General features: G+C 66.9%; 15 protein-coding genes. 7 read left to right on the plus strand and 8 right to left on the minus strand.

Annotated elements, in window-relative coordinates:
* The first annotated feature begins 362 nt into the window (after positions 1-362).
* Positions 363-2,192 carry an acyl-CoA dehydrogenase gene (locus ACQP2D_RS03845; protein WP_433682345.1) on the plus strand — a complete coding sequence of 610 codons (1,830 nt, stop codon included), beginning with the start codon at positions 363-365 and terminating at the stop codon, positions 2,190-2,192.
* 64 nt (positions 2,193-2,256) lie between these two features.
* On the opposite strand, the gene ACQP2D_RS03850 is transcribed toward ACQP2D_RS03845, so the two are convergent.
* Positions 2,257-3,111: a TetR/AcrR family transcriptional regulator gene (locus tag ACQP2D_RS03850; protein WP_433682346.1), complete on the minus strand. Its 855-nt coding sequence runs from the start codon at positions 3,109-3,111 to the stop codon at positions 2,257-2,259.
* 75 nt (positions 3,112-3,186) lie between these two features.
* On the opposite strand from ACQP2D_RS03850, the gene ACQP2D_RS03855 reads away from it, so the two are divergent.
* Positions 3,187-4,419, plus strand: coding sequence for an MFS transporter (locus tag ACQP2D_RS03855; protein WP_433682347.1), 1,233 nt, complete (start codon positions 3,187-3,189; stop codon positions 4,417-4,419).
* Between the two features lie 277 nt (positions 4,420-4,696).
* Here the strand turns inward: ACQP2D_RS03855 and ramB are convergent, their stop codons facing one another.
* Positions 4,697-6,103: an acetate metabolism transcriptional regulator RamB gene (gene ramB, locus ACQP2D_RS03860; RefSeq protein ID WP_433682348.1), complete on the minus strand. Its 1,407-nt coding sequence runs from the start codon at positions 6,101-6,103 to the stop codon at positions 4,697-4,699.
* Between the two features lie 93 nt (positions 6,104-6,196).
* Here ramB and ACQP2D_RS03865 point away from each other — a divergent pair, with 93 nt between their 5' ends.
* From ACQP2D_RS03865 to ACQP2D_RS03885, 5 genes are all read left to right on the plus strand, one after another.
* Positions 6,197-7,708, plus strand: coding sequence for an ATP-dependent DNA ligase (locus ACQP2D_RS03865; protein ID WP_433682349.1), 1,512 nt, complete (start codon positions 6,197-6,199; stop codon positions 7,706-7,708).
* Between the two features lie 302 nt (positions 7,709-8,010).
* Positions 8,011-9,318 carry an anion permease gene (locus ACQP2D_RS03870; protein WP_433682350.1) on the plus strand — a complete coding sequence of 436 codons (1,308 nt, stop codon included), beginning with the start codon at positions 8,011-8,013 and terminating at the stop codon, positions 9,316-9,318.
* Positions 9,319-9,329: 11 nt separating this feature from the next.
* Entirely contained in the window at positions 9,330-9,611 is a 282-nt protein-coding gene (locus tag ACQP2D_RS03875; protein ID WP_433682351.1) for a hypothetical protein, read from the plus strand.
* Between the two features lie 13 nt (positions 9,612-9,624).
* Positions 9,625-9,975: a DUF3349 domain-containing protein gene (locus ACQP2D_RS03880; RefSeq protein ID WP_433682352.1), complete on the plus strand. Its 351-nt coding sequence runs from the start codon at positions 9,625-9,627 to the stop codon at positions 9,973-9,975.
* A 234-nt stretch (positions 9,976-10,209) separates the two neighbouring features.
* Positions 10,210-10,782 carry a hypothetical protein gene (locus tag ACQP2D_RS03885; protein ID WP_433682353.1) on the plus strand — a complete coding sequence of 191 codons (573 nt, stop codon included), beginning with the start codon at positions 10,210-10,212 and terminating at the stop codon, positions 10,780-10,782.
* Between the two features lie 101 nt (positions 10,783-10,883).
* Here ACQP2D_RS03885 and ACQP2D_RS03890 read toward each other — a convergent pair whose 3' ends face one another.
* The 6 genes from ACQP2D_RS03890 to ACQP2D_RS03915 form a co-directional block, all read right to left on the minus strand.
* On the minus strand, positions 10,884-12,299 hold the full coding sequence (locus ACQP2D_RS03890; protein WP_433682354.1) for a glycosyltransferase 87 family protein: 1,416 nt from the start codon (positions 12,297-12,299) through the stop codon (positions 10,884-10,886).
* Positions 12,300-12,426: 127 nt separating this feature from the next.
* Positions 12,427-13,254: a class II fructose-bisphosphate aldolase gene (locus ACQP2D_RS03895; RefSeq protein ID WP_433682355.1), complete on the minus strand. Its 828-nt coding sequence runs from the start codon at positions 13,252-13,254 to the stop codon at positions 12,427-12,429.
* Positions 13,251-14,201 (minus strand): hexose kinase, encoded by a 951-nt coding sequence (locus ACQP2D_RS03900; protein WP_433682356.1) that lies wholly within the window; start codon positions 14,199-14,201, stop codon positions 13,251-13,253. The genes ACQP2D_RS03895 and ACQP2D_RS03900 overlap by 4 nt, the downstream gene beginning before the upstream one ends.
* Positions 14,198-15,379, minus strand: a complete 1,182-nt coding sequence (locus ACQP2D_RS03905; protein WP_433682357.1) for an N-acetylglucosamine-6-phosphate deacetylase — start codon at positions 15,377-15,379, stop codon at positions 14,198-14,200. Before ACQP2D_RS03905 ends, ACQP2D_RS03900 begins: the two co-directional genes overlap by 4 nt.
* Positions 15,376-16,428 carry an ROK family protein gene (locus ACQP2D_RS03910; RefSeq protein ID WP_433682358.1) on the minus strand — a complete coding sequence of 351 codons (1,053 nt, stop codon included), beginning with the start codon at positions 16,426-16,428 and terminating at the stop codon, positions 15,376-15,378. The genes ACQP2D_RS03905 and ACQP2D_RS03910 overlap by 4 nt, the downstream gene beginning before the upstream one ends.
* Positions 16,429-16,459: 31 nt before the next feature.
* Complete coding sequence (locus ACQP2D_RS03915; protein WP_433682359.1) at positions 16,460-17,374, minus strand: SIS domain-containing protein; 915 nt, start codon at positions 17,372-17,374, stop codon at positions 16,460-16,462.
* Between the last annotated feature and the right edge of the window lie 75 nt (positions 17,375-17,449).

The following is a 17,449-nucleotide window of genomic DNA, read 5'->3' on the forward strand; positions in this document are numbered from 1 at the left end:
GTGTTCGGCGGCGCTGCGCGCACCGCGCCGAATACGCCCGCCTTTGCACCGGTCACGGCCGAGTCCGACGGTTGGTAGGTCGCCGGAACAGGGGCTGTAGACCGGGTTGTATACAACGGCTGTATTCGTGCTGCGAACGTTAGACAGAAGTTGTTGCGCCGGAATATCTCTCGGTGACGAGTCGGTTGCGCATGTTTCCGTGGTGTGAACCTTTGCGCGACCGCTCGGTGCGCACGTGTGAGGGGCCACTCTGGCTACGGTTGCGTAGCAAGACAGCGGTACGGCAGTCTCGTTTTGTACAACGTCAAAACGTCGAGCCCCGTGCTGCCGAGGCTGGGGGACGCGTGAGTCGAGGAGGACCGGTGGGTCACTACAAGGCGAACGTTCGGGATATCGAGTTCAACCTGTTCGAGGTGTTCGGACTGGACAAGCTCCTGGATACGGGTGCCTATGGCGATCTTGATTCGGATACTGTGCGGGAGATCCTCGCCGAGGTGAAGCGGCTGGCCGAAGGGCCGGTGGCGGAATCCTTCAGCGCGGCCGACCGGGATCCGGTGGTCTACGATCCGACCACCTATTCGATTTCGGTGCCCGAGGCACTACGCAAGACCGTCGCGGCGGTGCACGAGGCCGACTGGAGTCGGCTCGGCATGCCGGAGGGGATGGGCGGTACGCCCGCACCCGCGGCCGTGGTCTGGTCGGTCAATGAGATGCTCACCTGCGCCAACCCGTCGGCGAGCTTCTTCAATATGGGGCCGGTGATGTCCTCGGTGCTGTTCAATGTCGGCACCGAGCAGCAGAAGCAGTGGGCGACAAAGGGGTACGACCGCGGCTGGGCGGGCACCATGGTGCTGACCGAGCCCGATGCCGGTTCCGATGTCGGTGCCGGGCGTACGAAGGCGATCGCGCAGGAGGACGGGTCCTGGCATATCGAGGGCGTCAAGCGCTTCATCTCCGGCGGCGACGTCGGCGAGACGGCCGAGAACGTCTTCCATCTGGTGTTGGCCCGCCCGGAGGGCGCCGGTCCGGGCACCAAGGGGCTTTCGCTGTTCTACGTACCGAAATACCTCTTCGATCACGAGACGCTCGAGCTGGGCGACCGCAATGGCGTCTACGTGACCGGTGTCGAACACAAGATGGGGCTGAAGTCCTCGCCCACCTGTGAGCTGACCTTCGGCGCAACCGATGTGCCCGCCAAGGGCTGGTTGGTCGGCGAGGTGCACAACGGCATCGCACAGATGTTCCAGGTGATCGAGAACGCGCGCATGGTGGTGGGCATCAAGTCCACCGGCACGCTGTCCACCGGTTACCTCAACGCCCTCGACTACGCCAAGCAGCGGGTGCAGGGCGCGGATCTGACGCAGATGGCGGATAAGGCGGCCCCGCGCGTCACCATTGCCCACCATCCCGATGTGCGGCGTTCGCTGGCCATGCAGAAGGCCTACGCCGAAGGTCTGCGCGCGGTGTACCTGTATACCGCCGCGCACCAGAACGCCGATGTGGCAGAGCTGGTTTCGGGTGCGGACGCCGAATTGGCGCACCGGGTCGACGATCTGCTGCTGCCGATCGTCAAGGGTGTCGGTTCCGAGCGGGCCTACCAGTACCTCACGGAATCGCTGCAGACGCTGGGCGGTTCGGGCTATCTGCAGGACTACCCGATCGAGCAGTACATCCGCGACGCGAAGATCGACTCGCTGTACGAGGGCACCACCGCCATCCAGGCCCAGGACTTCTTCTTCCGCAAGATCATTCGGGACAAGGGGGTGGCGCTCGCCCACGTCAACGGGCAGATCGCCGCATTCCTGGAGGCGAAGACCGGTCACTTCGAGGCCGAGCGGGTGCTACTGGCCACCGCGGTCGCCGATGTGCAGGCGATGGCGGCGACGCTCACCGGATATCTGATGGCGTCCCAGCAGGATCCGAAGGAGCTGTACAAGGTCGGACTCGGCTCGGTGCGCTTCCTGCTCGCGGTCGGCGATCTGCTCATCGGCTGGCGCCTGCTGGTGCAGGCCGAAATCGCGGCCGCCGCCCTGGCCGGCGACACACCGGAGAAGGACCGCCCCTTCTACGCCGGAAAGGTGGCTGTCGCGACCTTCTTCGCGAAGAACGCGCTGCCGGAGCTGACCGCGGTGAAGAACATCATCGCCGCGATCGACAACGACATCATGGAGCTGGACGAAGCGTCGTTCTGAGCCACGCCCATGCATTGATCGCCGGAATCCATTCGTAAGCAGTGGGTTTCGGCGATCGAAAGCGTCAGTCGGCGAGCAGCTTCAGGACCACCGGGCGGGAGAGGGTTCCGGCCACCTGGCGGGCGAGCTGGTTGGCGCTGGTGCCGTCGGCGTGTGCGGCGCGCAGGGCGGCGGCGAGGTCTTCGCGGGCCGCGTCGGCTGCGGCTTGGGCCTCGCGCAGGCGTTGGGCGGCGCGGTCGACCGGGTTGGTCGCTTCGGTGACGACCGCCGGGCTCGGTTTGTCAACCGGGGTGGCCGATTCGGTGGTCAACTTGTTGACCGGTTCGCGGTGGGGCACCGATTTGTCGCGCTGCATGGCCGCTCGGGCGAACTCCATCATGAATTCGCGGGTCGCGTCGCGGTTCTCGGCGTCGGCGCCGAGCAGTAGTCGGGTGGTCTGGGGGACCGCGAGGCTCCAATTGGACAGGCCGCACAGGGCGAGCAGGAGTCGGCCCGCGTGGCTCTCGTCGACGTCGAACTGCTCCTTGGCGCGGTCGAACTTCCGCACGTAGTGCTGGGCGCGCCAGCCATCGATATCGTGCGCGTCGGTGCCGCGGTGCAGGCCCTCCCAGAGCAAAAGTCGCAGCAGCTGCGGATTTTCGCGGTGGTAGTTGAACAGCTTGCCCACGTACTCGCCGGGTTCGGTATCGGCCAGCGGCTGGACCACATCCATGAACTCGCGCATGGTGTCGATCAGGATGACGTCGAAGAGCTTGTCCTTGCTGCCGAACAGGCCGTAGATGCGCTCCTTGTTCACCCCGGCCGCCTCCGCGATCCGGTCCACCCGCGCGCCGGCCAGGCCGTATTCGGCGAATTCATCACGCGCGGCACGCAATAGAGCCTGCTTGGTCGCATCGCTCCGTTTCATCGTGACCGTCATGACCATGACTTTACCATCTCATTAAACCAACTATTTGGTTGACATCTAGGGCGTGACGGGCCTACCTTCATCGCTATGGCAACGCCGACTCTTCAGCTTCCGGCCGGTATCCCGGCCAAGGCACGCACTCGCAGCGCGTCACCACGTGCGCACACCGGGCGTACCCTCCCCGTCTTCGTCCTGTCCGCCCTGCTGGCCACCGGCCAGATGTACATTCCGATTCCACTGTTCACCGCAATGAAAGCGGACTGGAACGTGGGCGCTGGCGTAATGACCTGGATCATCAGCGCCTTCGCCTTCGGTTATGCCGGTGGCTTCGTGCTGTTCGGCCCGCTGTCGGACCGCTACGGTCACCGCCGGGTGCTGGTCACCGGCATGATCGTCGCAGCGGTGGTCACACTGTTGACCGGTCTATCGTTCAGTGCCCCGATCGCGGTCGGTCTGCGGGTCGCGCAGGGCCTGGTCGTCGGTTCGATTCCACCGGCGATCATGGCCTATATCGCCACCCGCATCGCCCCGGCGCACCGCGCGGTGGTCACCATGTCGGTGGCCACGTCCTTCCTCGCCGCGACGGTCCTGGCTCAGATCGCCTCGCAGGCCGTTGTCGCCGCATTCCCGTGGCGCACCATGTTCATCGGCTCGGCCGTCGTCTTCGTGGCGCTCGCCTTCGTCCTGCGCGCGGTCATGCTCGACGACGCGCCGACCGGCCGGGACAAGCCGCTGGTGCACAGCTACGCGGCGATCCCCGCGGTGCTGCGCATCAAGGCGCTGCTGCCGATGCTGGCCGCGGGCGCGCTGAGCATGGCGGTGATGGTCGGGGTGTACACCGGCATCGAAATCACCGGTCTGGTCAAGGGTTCCGGTGAACTGCTCGCGCTGCGGGCCGGTGCGCTGCCGGTGATGTTCGCACTGCCGCTGCTGGCCATCCCGCTCTCGCGCCTGACCAAGCCGGGGCAAATGGTGCTCGGCGTGCTGGTCGCCGCGACCGCCATGGTGATCGCCACCTTCGAGGGCGCCCACCTCGCCGTGCTGACCATCCTGCTCGCGGTGCTGGTCGGCGGCCTCGGCGTCATCGCACCAGCGGTTCTGCAGACCGCGGGTGAGTTGGGTGGCCAAGCGCGCGCCGCCGCCTCCTCGGTCGCCATGTTCAGCTTCTACGTCGGCGCGACCGCCGGACCACTGGTCGCCGCTGCCGCTGCACCACACGGCTTTTCGGTCCTGGCCTGGACACTGGCCACACTCCTTGTCGCAGCATTGGGCCTCACCCTGTTCGGAGTGCGTATCCAGCGTTCGACACTGCCCGCATAACCAACTAGCGAACCACCAAGGCCGACATCGGAATCCGCCGATGTCGGCCTGGCGCATTCCGGCGATGTCGGCCCAGCGCATTCCGGACTCCACCTCCCGCCTGAGTGGCCGGGGTCGCAGAGCGCGTGTCGCGGCCGCGTAGCGGGTGTTGGTTGTCGCATGGCGCGTGCTGGTGTCGCATAGCCTGTGTTGGTGTCGCATAGTGTGTGAGTTCTGCGCGATGCTCATTGGCTGTGCGGCACTGCCAGCGGTGTCCCCGTCGGCATGCGTAGCGGCCTCACTTGAGGACGTAGGGGGAGACCGAGCTGCGGTGTTCGCTGATGTCGAGGACCTTGCCGAGTGGCGGGAAGGCGCGCTGCGGGCAGTTGGCGCGTTCGCAGACGCGGCAGCCCGCGCCGATCGGGGTGGCCTTGGCTTCGTCGAGATCGATGCCGTCGGCGTAGACGACCCGACCCGCGTGGCGCAGTTCGCAACCGAGGCCGATCGCGAACGTCTTGCTGGCCTGGCCATATCGGGTCGCGCGGCGCTCGACGGTACGGGCGACCCACAGGTATTTGCGCCCGTCGGGCATCTGGGCGATCTGCGTCATGATCTTGCCCGGATAGGCGAAGGTCTCGTACACATTCCACAGTGGGCAGGTGCCGCCGCTGGCGGAGAAGTGAAAGCCCGTGGCGGACTGGCGTTTCGACATATTGCCCGCCCGATCCACCCGCACGAATGAGAACGGGACGCCGCGCAGCTTGGGGCGCTGCAGCGTCGAGAGGCGATGGCAGATCGTCTCGTAGCTCTGGGTGAAGAAGGCCGAGAGTCGCTCGATGTCGTATCGGAAATCCTCGGCGACCTCGTGAAAGTGTGTGTAGGGCAAGACGGTTGCCGCGGCGAAGTAGTTGGCGAGGCCGAGCATGGCCAGCTTGCGGGTGTCCTCGGAGGTGAAATTGCCCTCCTCCACCAGCTTTTCGAGCAGGTCGCCGCATTCGAAATAGGCGAGTTCGGCCGCGAGTTTGAAGGTGCGCTGGCCGCCGGACAGATGCGGCGCGATCTCGAGTCGCTGGCTCTGCGGGTCGTAGCGGTGCAGTACGCCCTCGCCGAGATCGATCCGCTCGACAATGCTCACATCGTGTGCGCGCAACCGGCGCGCGATCTCGCTGTTCACATCGCCGCCGTGGAAGCGAATGCGGGCGGTGAGCTCCTCTGCGGCGGTATCCAACTCGTGGATGTAGTTCTGCCGCTGGTAGAAGAAGTCGCGCACCTCCTCGTGCGGCTTGCTGATCGTCGCGCTGCCGGAGCCGTCGGCGAAACGGTCCTCGGTGGCGGCGGCCAACTGTGCGGAGGTATTGCGGTACCGGTTGTGCATATTGACCAGGGCGCGCGCCATGCTCGGATGTGCGGAGACCATATCCGCGATCTCCTGGGTATCGGCCTCGATGCCGAGCTCCTGGTCCATGACGACCTCTTGGAGTTCGGCGATGAGCCGGGTGTCGTCCTGGGAGGAGAAGAAGGTAGCGTCGACGCCGAAGACTTCGCTGATCCGCAGCAGTACCGGCACGGTGAGCGGGCGCACATCGTGTTCGATCTGATTGAGGTAACTCGCCGAGATCTCCAGCTTCTGGGCGAGTGAGACCTGGCTCAGCCCTCGTTCGGTCCGCAGCTGGCGAAGCCGCGCCCCGACGTAAGTCTTGGCCACGCGACCAGTTTATGAGGACATTCGCAACCGTGCCAATGGGCAATTAGCAGCACTGCTGAGCGATATGTCACACGGCCGGGTTACCGTCGTCTGGTGCTGTTCTCGGATGTCGTGCAGGCCTCGGAGACCGTCCGCGCGACCCGGTCCCGTAAGACGAAGATCGCCACCTTGGCCGCGCTGTTGACCGAGGCTGCCCCGGACGAGCTCGCGCCGGTGGTCGCCTGGGTGTCCGGTGAATTGCGGCAGGGTCGCATCGGCACCGGTTGGCGCACGCTGACCACTCTCGACTCCGCGCCGAGTGAACTTGCGACGCTGACGGTTTCATCGGTGGACGGCACGTTGAGCGAATTGGCGACCACATCGGGCCCCGGCTCGGCGAACCGGCGCAGGGACCTGCTCGCGGCGTTGTGGAGCGCCGCCACCGCCGAGCAGCAGGCGTTCCTGATGCGCCTACTGGGCGGTGAGTTGCGCCAGGGTGCGCTCACCGCGATCGTCGCCGAGGCGGTCGCCGTGGCCGCGGCGGTGCCGATCGAGCTGGTCCGGCGGGCATACATGCTCTCCGGACAGCTACCCGTCACGGCCGTCGCCGCGCTGACCGGTGGGGTCGACGCGCTGAGCGAGTTCCGGCTGGAGGTCGGCCGCCCGATCCAGCCCATGCTCGCCGCACCCGGTGCGTCGCTGGACGAAGTGATGGCCGAATTCGGCGACGAGGTGAGCGTCGAGCACAAACTCGACGGCGCGCGCATCCAGGTGCATCGCCAGAATTCGCGGGTCTGGGTGTTCACCAGGACGCTGCGTGATATCACCGCGAGCGTGCCGGAACTGGTCGACCTGGTCGCCCGGCTCGATTGCACGAGCGTGGTGCTGGACGGAGAAACGTTGGCGCTCACCGACTCCGGGCGGCCGCGTCCGTTCCAGGAGACGATGAGCCGCTTCGCCGAGGTCAGCTCCACCAGGGAACTGCTGCTGCACCCGTACTTCTTCGACTGCCTGCATCTGGACGGCGAGGACCTGCTCGACGCCCCGCTGTTCGAGCGCCGCACGGCACTGACCAAGGTGGCGGCCGCGCACAGCATCCCCGCGCTGATCCGGCCCGATGCGGAGGCCGCCGCCGAATACTTCGACGGTGCGCTGGCCGCCGGGCACGAAGGTGTGATGATCAAGTCACTGAGCGCGCCCTACGCCGCCGGCCGCCGCGGCCGGGCCTGGCAGAAGATCAAGCCCACGCACACCCTCGACCTGCTGGTCCTCGGCGCCGAATGGGGATATGGACGGCGCACCGGATACCTGTCGAATCTGCATCTCGGCGCGCGCGATCCGGAAACCGGCGACCCGGTCATGGTCGGCAAGACCTTCAAGGGCCTCACCGACGCACTCCTGCAATGGCAGACCGCCGAATTCCCGCGCCACGAGCGCGCCCGCGATGAATACACCGTCTACCTCTGGCCCGAGCTCGTGGTCGAAATCGCCCTCGACGGCGTCCAGGTGAGCCCGCGCTATCCGGGCGGCGTCGCCCTGCGCTTCGCCCGCGTCGTCCGGTATCGCCCGGATAAGACCGCGGCCGATGTCGACACCATCGAAACGGTTCGCGCGCTGCTGCCGTGATATATGTTGCCGCCGTTGATCGTGCGCAGCCGCGGTTATCGTGCGCTCTTGTCTCTGATCGCGGGCAGCGATCGCGCATCGGTGCCGTGATCGGGCGCAGCTGTCGTGATGGCGCGCTGCTGTCGCAGTTGGGGCGGTCCGGACCGTGGTTCGGTTCCAGGGTTCATGCTGGTACGCCGATAACGGCCGGCTGCTCGGGCCCCGGTAGGTAGAGACCGGCTCCACGGTAGCCGACCCGGAATCGGTCCCGATGGGCGGCAACCGCGTGGCAATCTTGATTGCGAGTGCCGCACACTGGAGGGGTGACCGCGGACCTCCTGGTACTCCTGATCGTCATTGCCACGGCACTCGTATTCGACTTCACCAACGGCTTCCACGACACCGCCAATGCGATGGCGACCTCCATCGCCACCGGCGCACTGCGACCACGAGTCGCTGTCGCCGTATCCGCGGGTCTCAATCTGATCGGCGCTTTCCTGTCCGTGGCGGTCGCCGCGACGGTGGCCAAGGGCATTGTCCGGCTCGACGCCGTCCAGGGTGAGGCGCTGCTGATCATCGTGTTCGCCGGTCTGGTCGGCGGCATTCTGTGGAATCTGCTGACCTGGCTGTTCGGCCTGCCGTCGAGTTCCTCGCACGCGCTGTTCGGCGGCCTCATCGGTGCCACCATCGCCGCACTGGGCTGGGGCGGGGTGATCTGGGCGCACGGCGCGGACGGTGTACTGACCAAGATCGTGCTGCCCGCCCTGCTCGCACCGATCGTGGCCGCGCTGGTCTCCGCGATCGGGACCTGGGGCGTCTACCGGATCACCAGGAGTTCGGATCCCGACAAGGTCAACGAGGGCTTCCGCTGGGGGCAGATCGGCTCGGCCTCGCTGGTCTCACTGGCGCACGGCACCAATGACGCGCAGAAGACGATGGGCGTCATCTTCCTCGCCCTGGTCGCGCACGGCACGCTGAACAAGAACGACGAGATGCCGGTGTGGGTGATGGCGGCCTGCGCCGTCGCTATCGCGGCGGGCACCTACCTCGGTGGCTGGCGGATCATCCGCACCCTCGGCAAGGGGCTGGTCGAGATCGATTCGCCGCAGGGGCTGGCCGCCGAATCCTCCTCCGCCGCCATCATCCTCACCTCCGCCCACTTCGGGCTGCCGCTGTCGACCACGCAGACCGCGACCGGATCGATCCTCGGCACCGGGCTCGGCAAGGGGGCGGAGGTGCGCTGGAGTGTGATGGGCCGGATGGCCGTTGCCTGGCTGCTGACGCTGCCGCTCGCGGGCGTCGCCGGTGCGGTGTGCTGGGCCATCGCCCATATCATCGGCGGGCTGCCCGGGGTGCTGGTGGTGTTCGCACTGCTGATCGCGCTGTCGGTGCTGATGTATCTGCGGTCGCGGCGCGATCCGGTGCACACCGGCAATGTCAACGAGTGGCCCGGCGGAGCGGCCGAGGCCGACACGCCGGACGCCGCTGCGGAGCTTGCGAAGAACACCGAGACCGAAGCCGCGTCGGTCGCAGAGGATGGACAACACGTGACCGTCGATGGATCGTCGCCGCCCGCCGGATCGTCCCCGAGGGAGACCAACGCATCGAATAGCCGTTCGGCTCAGGTCTGAGGAGGCGCACCGTGCACACACTCGTCACCAATCTGAACGCGCTGTGGAAGGTGACTCTCGCGGGTCTGCTGCTCGGCGCGGGTCTGCCGATCGTCTTCGCCGTCGGGGTGCGGCTCTGGTCGGTCGCCGATGCGGCATCCGCGGACGGCCGTGCCGGCCAGCGCAATCACCGCGCGCTGGCCGGTGCGTACGCCTGCTTCGCGCTGATCATCGCCGCGATTGTCACCGGAATTCTTTACACCGCGAAGGCGTTCCTGGCCGCTGAATTCGGAATTCATCTGTTCGGACAGTAGGAAGAGGTGCATCGTGACCGATCCAGCGAAATCCGCTCAGGTTCGGCCGAATCTGCTCGGCCGGGTTATCGGCTGGCTGCGGGCCGGATATCCGCAAGGGATTCCGCGATCGGACTATGTCGCCCTGTTCGCGGTGCTGCACCGTCATCTGACCGATTACGAGGTGGTCGCGATCGCCGAGGAGTTGGTGGACTCCAACCGGGACAGCCTGATCAGCCACGCCGATATCGAAGCGGCGATCGCGCGGATGGCGATGGAACAGCCGGACGCGCACGATATCGCCAGGGTCGCTTCACATCTGGCGGCTGGCGGCTGGCCGCTGGCGACGCCATTACCAGGAGATGATCTCCAAGATCGCCAATAGGGTTCCGTCGGAATCCCTTGCCGCCCTGGCTCATTCGCTGCTCGAGGCCCATGCTCGATCGGATCCCGAATCCCTGATTCGACGGCGCAGTAGTGCCTGTCATCATCGAGTTTCCCTCGGGTGGAACGATATTCGCCGTGGCATAGGTTCCATGACGGGTAGCAATACCGGACGATCGACCGATAGTCCGATCGGAGCGCGACGCCGCGCTCCGATTCGAGAAGGAGGTCGATCATGGTGCGGTGGACGAGGAGTTCACGCACGGTCCAACGGATGCTGCTGCAGACCGTTGTCGCCGGAACATTGGCACTCGCTCCCGCGGCGGCAATCGCGCCCGCGTTCGCAACCCCGGACACCGGCGCCCCAACAGCGGCGCCGACTCCCGCCCCGATTCCCACCCAGGCTCCGACTCCCACCCAGGCTCCGGCGCCGACCCAACCCGCGCCGACCCAGCCCACTGCACCGAGCCCGACTCCGCCACCCGACATCTTCGGCCCGGACGGTTACGGTCCCGACGGCTACGACCGCTCCGGTTTCGACCACTCGGGTTATGACCGCTGGGGTCGCGACCGGTTCGGCTACGACCGCTCCGGTTTCGACCACTCGGGTTATGACCGCTCGGGTCGCGACCGGTTCGGCTACGACCACAGCGGCTATGACCTGTGGGGTTACGACCGCTGGGGCCGTGACGCGGCGGGATACAACCGACAGGGTTGCAGCCTGCAGGGTCCGGACCGCCCCGATGCCGACCACGAGGAATGCGAGCGGCAGCGCCGGGCCAACCCGTCGAGCGGCAGCGCCAATTGACCATTTCCCAGGCGATTCACAGCTGGAACGCCAATATTCTCGAGGTTGTCCGAGCAGTATGACGATGTCGGCGAATGGAAGCGGGCTCCGCGGACAGAGCTCTACCCCACGGCTTCCAATTCGCTCGACCCTGGCGGTTCACTGCTCGGACCGTCTCGCCGCTGACCGGCGGCGTCGATCCCTCGCTCGCGCCGCCGGTCCGCAACAACCTCGTCGGAGGTTTGCGGTGGCCGCGGCTTCAGCGGGAGCAGCCAGACGATCGCGGCGACGAGCGCGATGGTGGCGAGCAGGGTGTACGAATCGCCGAGCAGGAATTGCCATGGTGTCCAGCGGAATTCCCGGCCTTCGGTCTGCGGTACCAGCCAGATCAGCCCCTGCGGCAGCAGCGGCAGTTCCGGATCCCATGATCCGACCCGATCGACCTGTAGCGGCCACGCGAAGACGAACAGATAGATGGCCGCGGGAATGCCGATCCGGATGGCGAGCGAGCGGTGGCGCAGGGCGTGGATCACCCACAGCAGCGCGGGTACGATCCACACCCAGTAGTGGGTCCAGGAAATCGGCGAGACCAGCAGCATTACCGTGGCCGCGAGCAGTGCGCCGAGCAATTCGTCACCGCGCAGGTGGGCGATGCGCGCCGCCGCGATGCCGGCGAGTGCGAGCAGACCGGCGCACACGAACGAGGATGTGGTGTCGTCCCACGTCGACCATTCCAGCCGGCCGAACATGCCATTGATCGACTGGTTCTGCACATAGGCGAAGCCGATTCGGTTCTGCGAGGTCGTGGTCGTCGACCAGAACTGCAGCGCCTGGGTCGGCCGGTACCAGAAGCCGATCGCGACCGTCGCGGCGAAGGTCGCGGCGGCCGTTGCGGCGGCACGGTACTGGCGGGTGATGAACAGGTAGACGATGAAGACCGCGGGCGTCAGCTTCAACCCCGTCGCGATGCCGATGAGGATGCCCCGATACCGGCTCTCCTTGGGGATGGCCAGATCCGCCAGCACCAGTGCCATGAGGATCGCACTGAGCTGTCCGAATCGAAAGGTCTGCTGGACCGGCTCCAACCAGATCGCGGCCCCGGTGACGGCGATGCATATCGCGAGCAAACCTGGCCCGCGCCGCAGTTGCTGCAGTCTCGCGGCGCTCCACACGCTCACGAACAGCGACGCCATGGTCAGTACCGTGACGCCGGTCCCGATGTAGTTGATCGGGAAGCGGGAGAGTTCGGCGCAGATCCACGCGGCGAAGACGGGGTAGAGGAAGGGCAGGCCGAGCGGGCCGCGGCCGTCGTACAGCAACGTCGGATGCGTCGCCGCGACGGTACCGCCCCACATATAGACCTGTAGATCGACTTGGTGCCAGTACATCTGCCAGTTCGGCCGTAGAAAGACCAGCCAGGCGCCGATGGACAGGGATGCGAATACGACTGCGGCACTGAGCGATAACTTGTGCGGGGCTTTCTGCTGCGTCCCCACACCGGCAGCGCGCTGTTCTCCTGATTGCAGGATGACAGCCATGGAGTTGTTATTCCTTCATCAGGTGATACAGCTCGAACGGACAGCAAACCTTTAGCTAAACTAAGAGCAATTCAGCCTATCATTACTGATCACCGATGGATGCCGTACTTCCCCCGGGTGGTGAGGTCTATCCGGCGAGCACGCGCAGCAGATGTTCGACCTCTGACCGGATCGCTGCGCGTGCGGGTTCGAGGTACTTGCGCGGATCGACGATCGCGGGGCGGCCGGCGAAGGTGGTCCGAATCGCGTCCGTGGCAAGGATATTCAGCCGGGTGGCGATATTGATTTTGGTCATACCGTGCTCGACGGCGGCGCGCAGTCCCGCGTCGGGGACACCGGAGGAGCCGTGCAGTACCAGCGGGACGGGCACCTTCGCGGCCAGCCGGGCAATCAGGTCATTATCCAATTCGGCGGTGCGCGTATGCATGGCGTGCGAGGAGCCGACCGCGACAGCCAGGGCGTCCACGCCGGTGGTGGCGACGAATTCGACCGCCTCGTCCGGATCGGTGCGCACCCCGGGGGCGTGCGCGCCGTCTTTACCGCCCACCTCGCCGAGTTCGGCCTCGACGAAGACCTCGCGGGCATGACACCAGCGCGTGATATCGGCGGTGGCGGAGACGTTTTCGGCGTAGTCGAGGGTGGAGCCGTCGTACATGACCGAGCGGATACCGAGTTCGACCGCGGTGCGGATGAGTTCGAACGAGGTGGCGTGGTCCAGGTGTACCGCGATATCGGCGGTGCTGTCGGCGGCGATGCGCAGGCAGGCGAGTGCGATCGGGGCCAGCGCGCCGTGGTAGTGCACCGTATTCTCCGAAAGCTGGAGCAGCACTGGCCGTTTCGCCGCTTCGGCGGCCGCCGCGATGGCTTCGGCGTGCTCGAGGGTGATCACATTGAAGGCGCCGAGGCCGCCGGGACGGGCGGCGGTGATCAGGTCCGGGACGGGTCTGGCGGTCATGCGGATTTCTCCTGCGGGGTGGTTAGTCGTTCGACGACCACCGTGGGTGCGATGCGGGCGCGCAGGCAGCGGTCGATCTCACCGGCAACCGGAATGACGACCGCGGCCGCGGAGGTGGCCACCGCATCGACGAGGATGGCCGACCAGTCCGGCAGGCCGTCCGCATCGGAGAGGGCCGCGATGACCGCGGCGGTCGCGGCATCGCCTGCCCCGGTGGGATTTCCGGCGAGCGGTTCGGGCAGTACGGCCGACCACGCGCCCTCGGCGGTGACCACCACCATGCCCTCCGCGCCGCGGGTGGCGATAATGGCGCGCACGCCGCGTTCGATGAGCGGCTGTGCGGCCGTGGCGACCTCATCCGGGGTCACCGGGACGCGTCCGGTGAGACGTTCCAGCTCTTCGGTATTCGGCATCAGGATGATGCCGGGGACGTGGGCGGCCAGGCGCAGTGCTTCGCCGTCGACATCACAGATGGTCGGCACGCCCGCGGTAATGGCGGTGCGCGCGATTTCGGCGGGCAGGCCGGGCACGATGCCACCCGGCAGTGATCCGGAGATGACCAGGCCGTTGATCTCCGGCAGCATGCCGGACACCCGGACCGAGAGCTGTTCGGCGGCATGCGGATTCGAGACTCGCGCGCCCGGCTCCCATAACGCGGTCGCGGTGCCGTCGCCGGATTCGCTGATCACCACCGTGCGTCGGACCCAGGGCAGTGCGTGCACGAAATCGACCGGCATCTCCAGTTCGGCGGCGGCCGCGAAGGCGTGGTCGGAGAAGCCCGTCGCCCGAGCGTATTTGCCGAGCTGATTGAGCACCCGCGTCACATTGATGCCCTTCCCGCCGATCCGCTGTTCGACCGAGCGGACCCGATGTGCCTGGCCGCGTTCGAAATGCTCTACGCGGTAGGTCATGTCATAGGCGGGATTCATTGTCACGGTGAGGATCACGACAACCACTGTCCACGTCTGAGCACCCGGCGCAACTGGAGATTGTCATCAACTATCACCAGGTCGGCGAGCAGGTCGGTACGGAGGTCGCCCACCTCGGTCAGTCCCGCCGCGGCCGCGGGCACCGATGTGGCCGCGATCACAGCGTCGCGCAGCGGCACACCGCAGGCGTCGACCGCCCAGGTGAGGCATTTCAGGAGGTGAGCGGTGCCGCCCGCGATGGATCCAGTGGACACCCGGGCCACGCCATCGCTGACCCGGACAACCTGCGGGCCGAGCCGATATTCGCCGTCGGGCATGCCAGCGGCCTGCATCGCGTCGGTGATCAGTGCGACCTGTCCAGGTGCGGTCGCGAAAACCAATGCGCCGAAACCGGGGTCGATGTGCACGCCGTCGCCGATCAATTCGACGACGGCCTGCCGTCGCGCCGCGGCGACCAGCGCCGCGGCCACCGGACCGGGCTCGCGGTGATGCAGCGGCGGCATACCGTTCGCCAGGTGGGTGACCAGACTGCCGAAGCCGTTGGGGCGCATGGCCTGCTGGAAGCGGGTGAAGTCGGTATCGCTGTGGCCCAGCGACACCACAACGCCGCTATCGGAAAGACATTGGGCCACCTTGTCGAATCCGGGCAGCTCCGGGGCGAGCGTCATCATTCGCAGCGCACCGTCGGCGGCCGCGAGCAGTCGATCGGTCAGTTCGAGATCGGGATCGCGCAGATATCGCGGATCCTGCGCGCCACATCGCGCCTCGGCCAGAAACGGCCCCTCGGCGTGGATTCCGCCGATGGTGCCGTCGATGGCCAGTGCGCGCAGCGTAGCGACCTGCGCGACCATATCCGCCGCCGCGCCGGTGACCACGCTGGCCAGCACCGTTGTCGATCCATGCGCGTGGTGGAACTCGGCGGCCGAGCGCGCCTCATCGGCGTCGACGGTGTCGAACCGATGTCCGAATCCGCCGTGGTTGTGAATGTCGACAAGTCCGGGCAGCACGGTGCCCGAAAACGGTGGCACGCTCGAATCCGGATGCGCGGCAACCCAGTCCGCGAGCGATGAGACACGGTCGATCCGCCCGGCTCGCACGGACACCACGCCGTCGTCGAAAGTCGAGGTCGCCGATACGATCCGTCCGCGGATCTCGAGCGTCATGCGGCCACCGGCGCCCGTCTCGCCGCTGGTCACGTCAGAGCTCCGGACCTGGCGAACAGGGCCGCACCCATCAGTCCCGCGCGAGCGCCGAATTCGCCGAGCAGCACCCGCGGTGCCGGTACGACCCGCAGACGTTCGGCAATGGTGTGCTGCAGTGGTTCGGTGAGGGCGGGGCCGGCGCCGGCCAGTCCGCCGCCGAGGATGATCAGTTCCGGACAGGCCGCGTGGATGAGGCCGAGCAGTCCGTCGGCCAGCGCGCTGATCGCTTCGTCGACAACGGCTTTGGCATCGGAATCGGTATCGAGCCGGGCGAAGACATCGGCCGCGCTCGCCGTTTCGTGTCCGGTGCGCTGCGCGTAGGCGCGGGCGATGGCCGCACCCGATGCGACGGTTTCCACGCAGCCGATATTGCCGCAGGGACAACGCAATCCGTCCGCATGCCGAACCGGAATATGGCCGTATTCACCGGTCTGCCCGTAGCCGCTGCGCACCAGGTGGCCGCCGACGGAGAGGGTGCCGCTGATGCCGGTGCCCAGAATGACCACGCAGACATCGTCGTGGCCGCGCCCGGCGCCATAGCGCCATTCGGCCCAGCCGGCCACCGCGACATCGTGTTCGATCAGCACCGGCATGCCCCAGCGGCGGGTGAACCGGTCGCCGATATGCACATCACGCCAGCCGACATTGCTGCTGAATACCGCGATCGAGCGGACCGGGTCGACGATGCCGGGCAGTAGTACGGCCGCGCGCGCGACCCGGTCGCGCTGGTCAGCGCTCAGCTCGGCCAACAGCTGATCGCCGAGCGCGCCCATGGTTTCGAAGGCCGCTTCGCCCTGCGGTGTGGCGACGACGCGGGAGGCCAGCGCCGTACCGGAGGCGTCGGTGATCTCGCCCTTCATGGTGGTGCCGCCGACATCGAGACCGAGCACCAGCAGATCCTCGCCCAACACCGGGGCCGGCTGCGGCGGTACCGCAACCGGTCCCGGCGCCGCTGCGGCGTCCGGCACCGCCGAGCGCACCGCGTCCGTGCGGTCCGCGAGATCGTCGCGGTGCACGGTGGTCGGGGGCTGTTCGGTTCCCATCTTCGGCACAGTAGTTCCCGTTACCGGCCGATCACTGATCCAGCACGACGGAACGGTTGAGGTTGCGCGGATGGTCCGGATCCAGACCCTGGTCGGCGGCGCGCAGCACGCAGAGCTGATGGACGCGGACCAGATCGGCCATCGGGTCGATATCGCGGTGTTCGAAGGTGGCCCCGGTGACGGCCACATCGGCCGCGAAATTCGGGACCAGCGGCCCGAAGGCCCAGACGGCCCGGCCCGGCGCGGAGATGCTGATCGGTCCGTGCCGGTATTCGGTCTGCAGGTAGGACTCGGTCCAGGATTGGCAGGATTCGCGCAGTTTGAGGCCCGCCTCCTCGGCGATCGCGGCCGCGAAGCCCATCCCGACGAAGCTGATCTGCTCGGCACGGCGCACAGCGGCCAAAGCCTGCGCCGGGTCTTCGGCCAGTACGGCCCGCGCCTGCTCGATCGCCGGACGCAGATCCTCGCCCAGATGCCAGCGCAGGATGGCCAGCGTGGTGGTGGCGAAGCGGGTCTGCACCACCGACAGTTCGTCGACCTCGTCGATCAGGATCGGATCGCCGAGGTCGAGTACCGGGGTGCCCGGACTGCTGCAGATGACGGTGCGCGGAATGGCTTCCGGGATCTCCCGCATCGCATTGACCACCTCGGTGGTGGTGCCCGAGCGGCAGATGACGAGGTAGCGGTCGTAGTCGCGACCGCCGCGGACCTCGCTGGCGGGCCAGGCGTCGGTCAGGCCCTGGCCCGCGCCCTCGCGCAGTGACGCGATGGCGCGGGACATGAACAGCGAAGTGCCGCAGCCGATGACGGCGACGCGCTCGCCCGGTTGGGGCAGTACGGCGCGGTATTCGGCGGCGATGGTCTCGGCGCGGACCCAGTCGTCGGGCTGGGTGGCGACTTCGGCGGCCAGATGAGTCACGGGGGTGGGGTGAGCGGAAATCGGCACGACAACAGAATCACCCCATGTGATCGTTCATGTCAAATTTACGAGCGAATCAGTCACATGTGATCACTATGGGGT

Source organism: Nocardia sp. CA-119907 (assembly GCF_050955995.1).
In the GTDB taxonomy this organism is placed as follows: domain Bacteria; phylum Actinomycetota; class Actinomycetes; order Mycobacteriales; family Mycobacteriaceae; genus Nocardia.

Bases quoted from the DNA above. Each gene is read 5' to 3' on its own strand.
- ACQP2D_RS03885 (WP_433682353.1), top strand. From the start codon at position 10,210: ATGGTGCGGTGGACGAGGAGTTCACGCACGGTCCAACGGATGCTGCTG.
- ACQP2D_RS03890 (WP_433682354.1), bottom strand. From the start codon at position 12,299: ATGGCTGTCATCCTGCAATCAGGAGAACAGCGCGCTGCCGGTGTGGGG.
- ACQP2D_RS03855 (WP_433682347.1), top strand. From the start codon at position 3,187: ATGGCAACGCCGACTCTTCAGCTTCCGGCCGGTATCCCGGCCAAGGCA.
- ACQP2D_RS03850 (WP_433682346.1), bottom strand. From the start codon at position 3,111: ATGACGGTCACGATGAAACGGAGCGATGCGACCAAGCAGGCTCTATTG.
- ACQP2D_RS03910 (WP_433682358.1), bottom strand. From the start codon at position 16,428: ATGGGAACCGAACAGCCCCCGACCACCGTGCACCGCGACGATCTCGCG.
- ACQP2D_RS03895 (WP_433682355.1), bottom strand. From the start codon at position 13,254: ATGACCGCCAGACCCGTCCCGGACCTGATCACCGCCGCCCGTCCCGGC.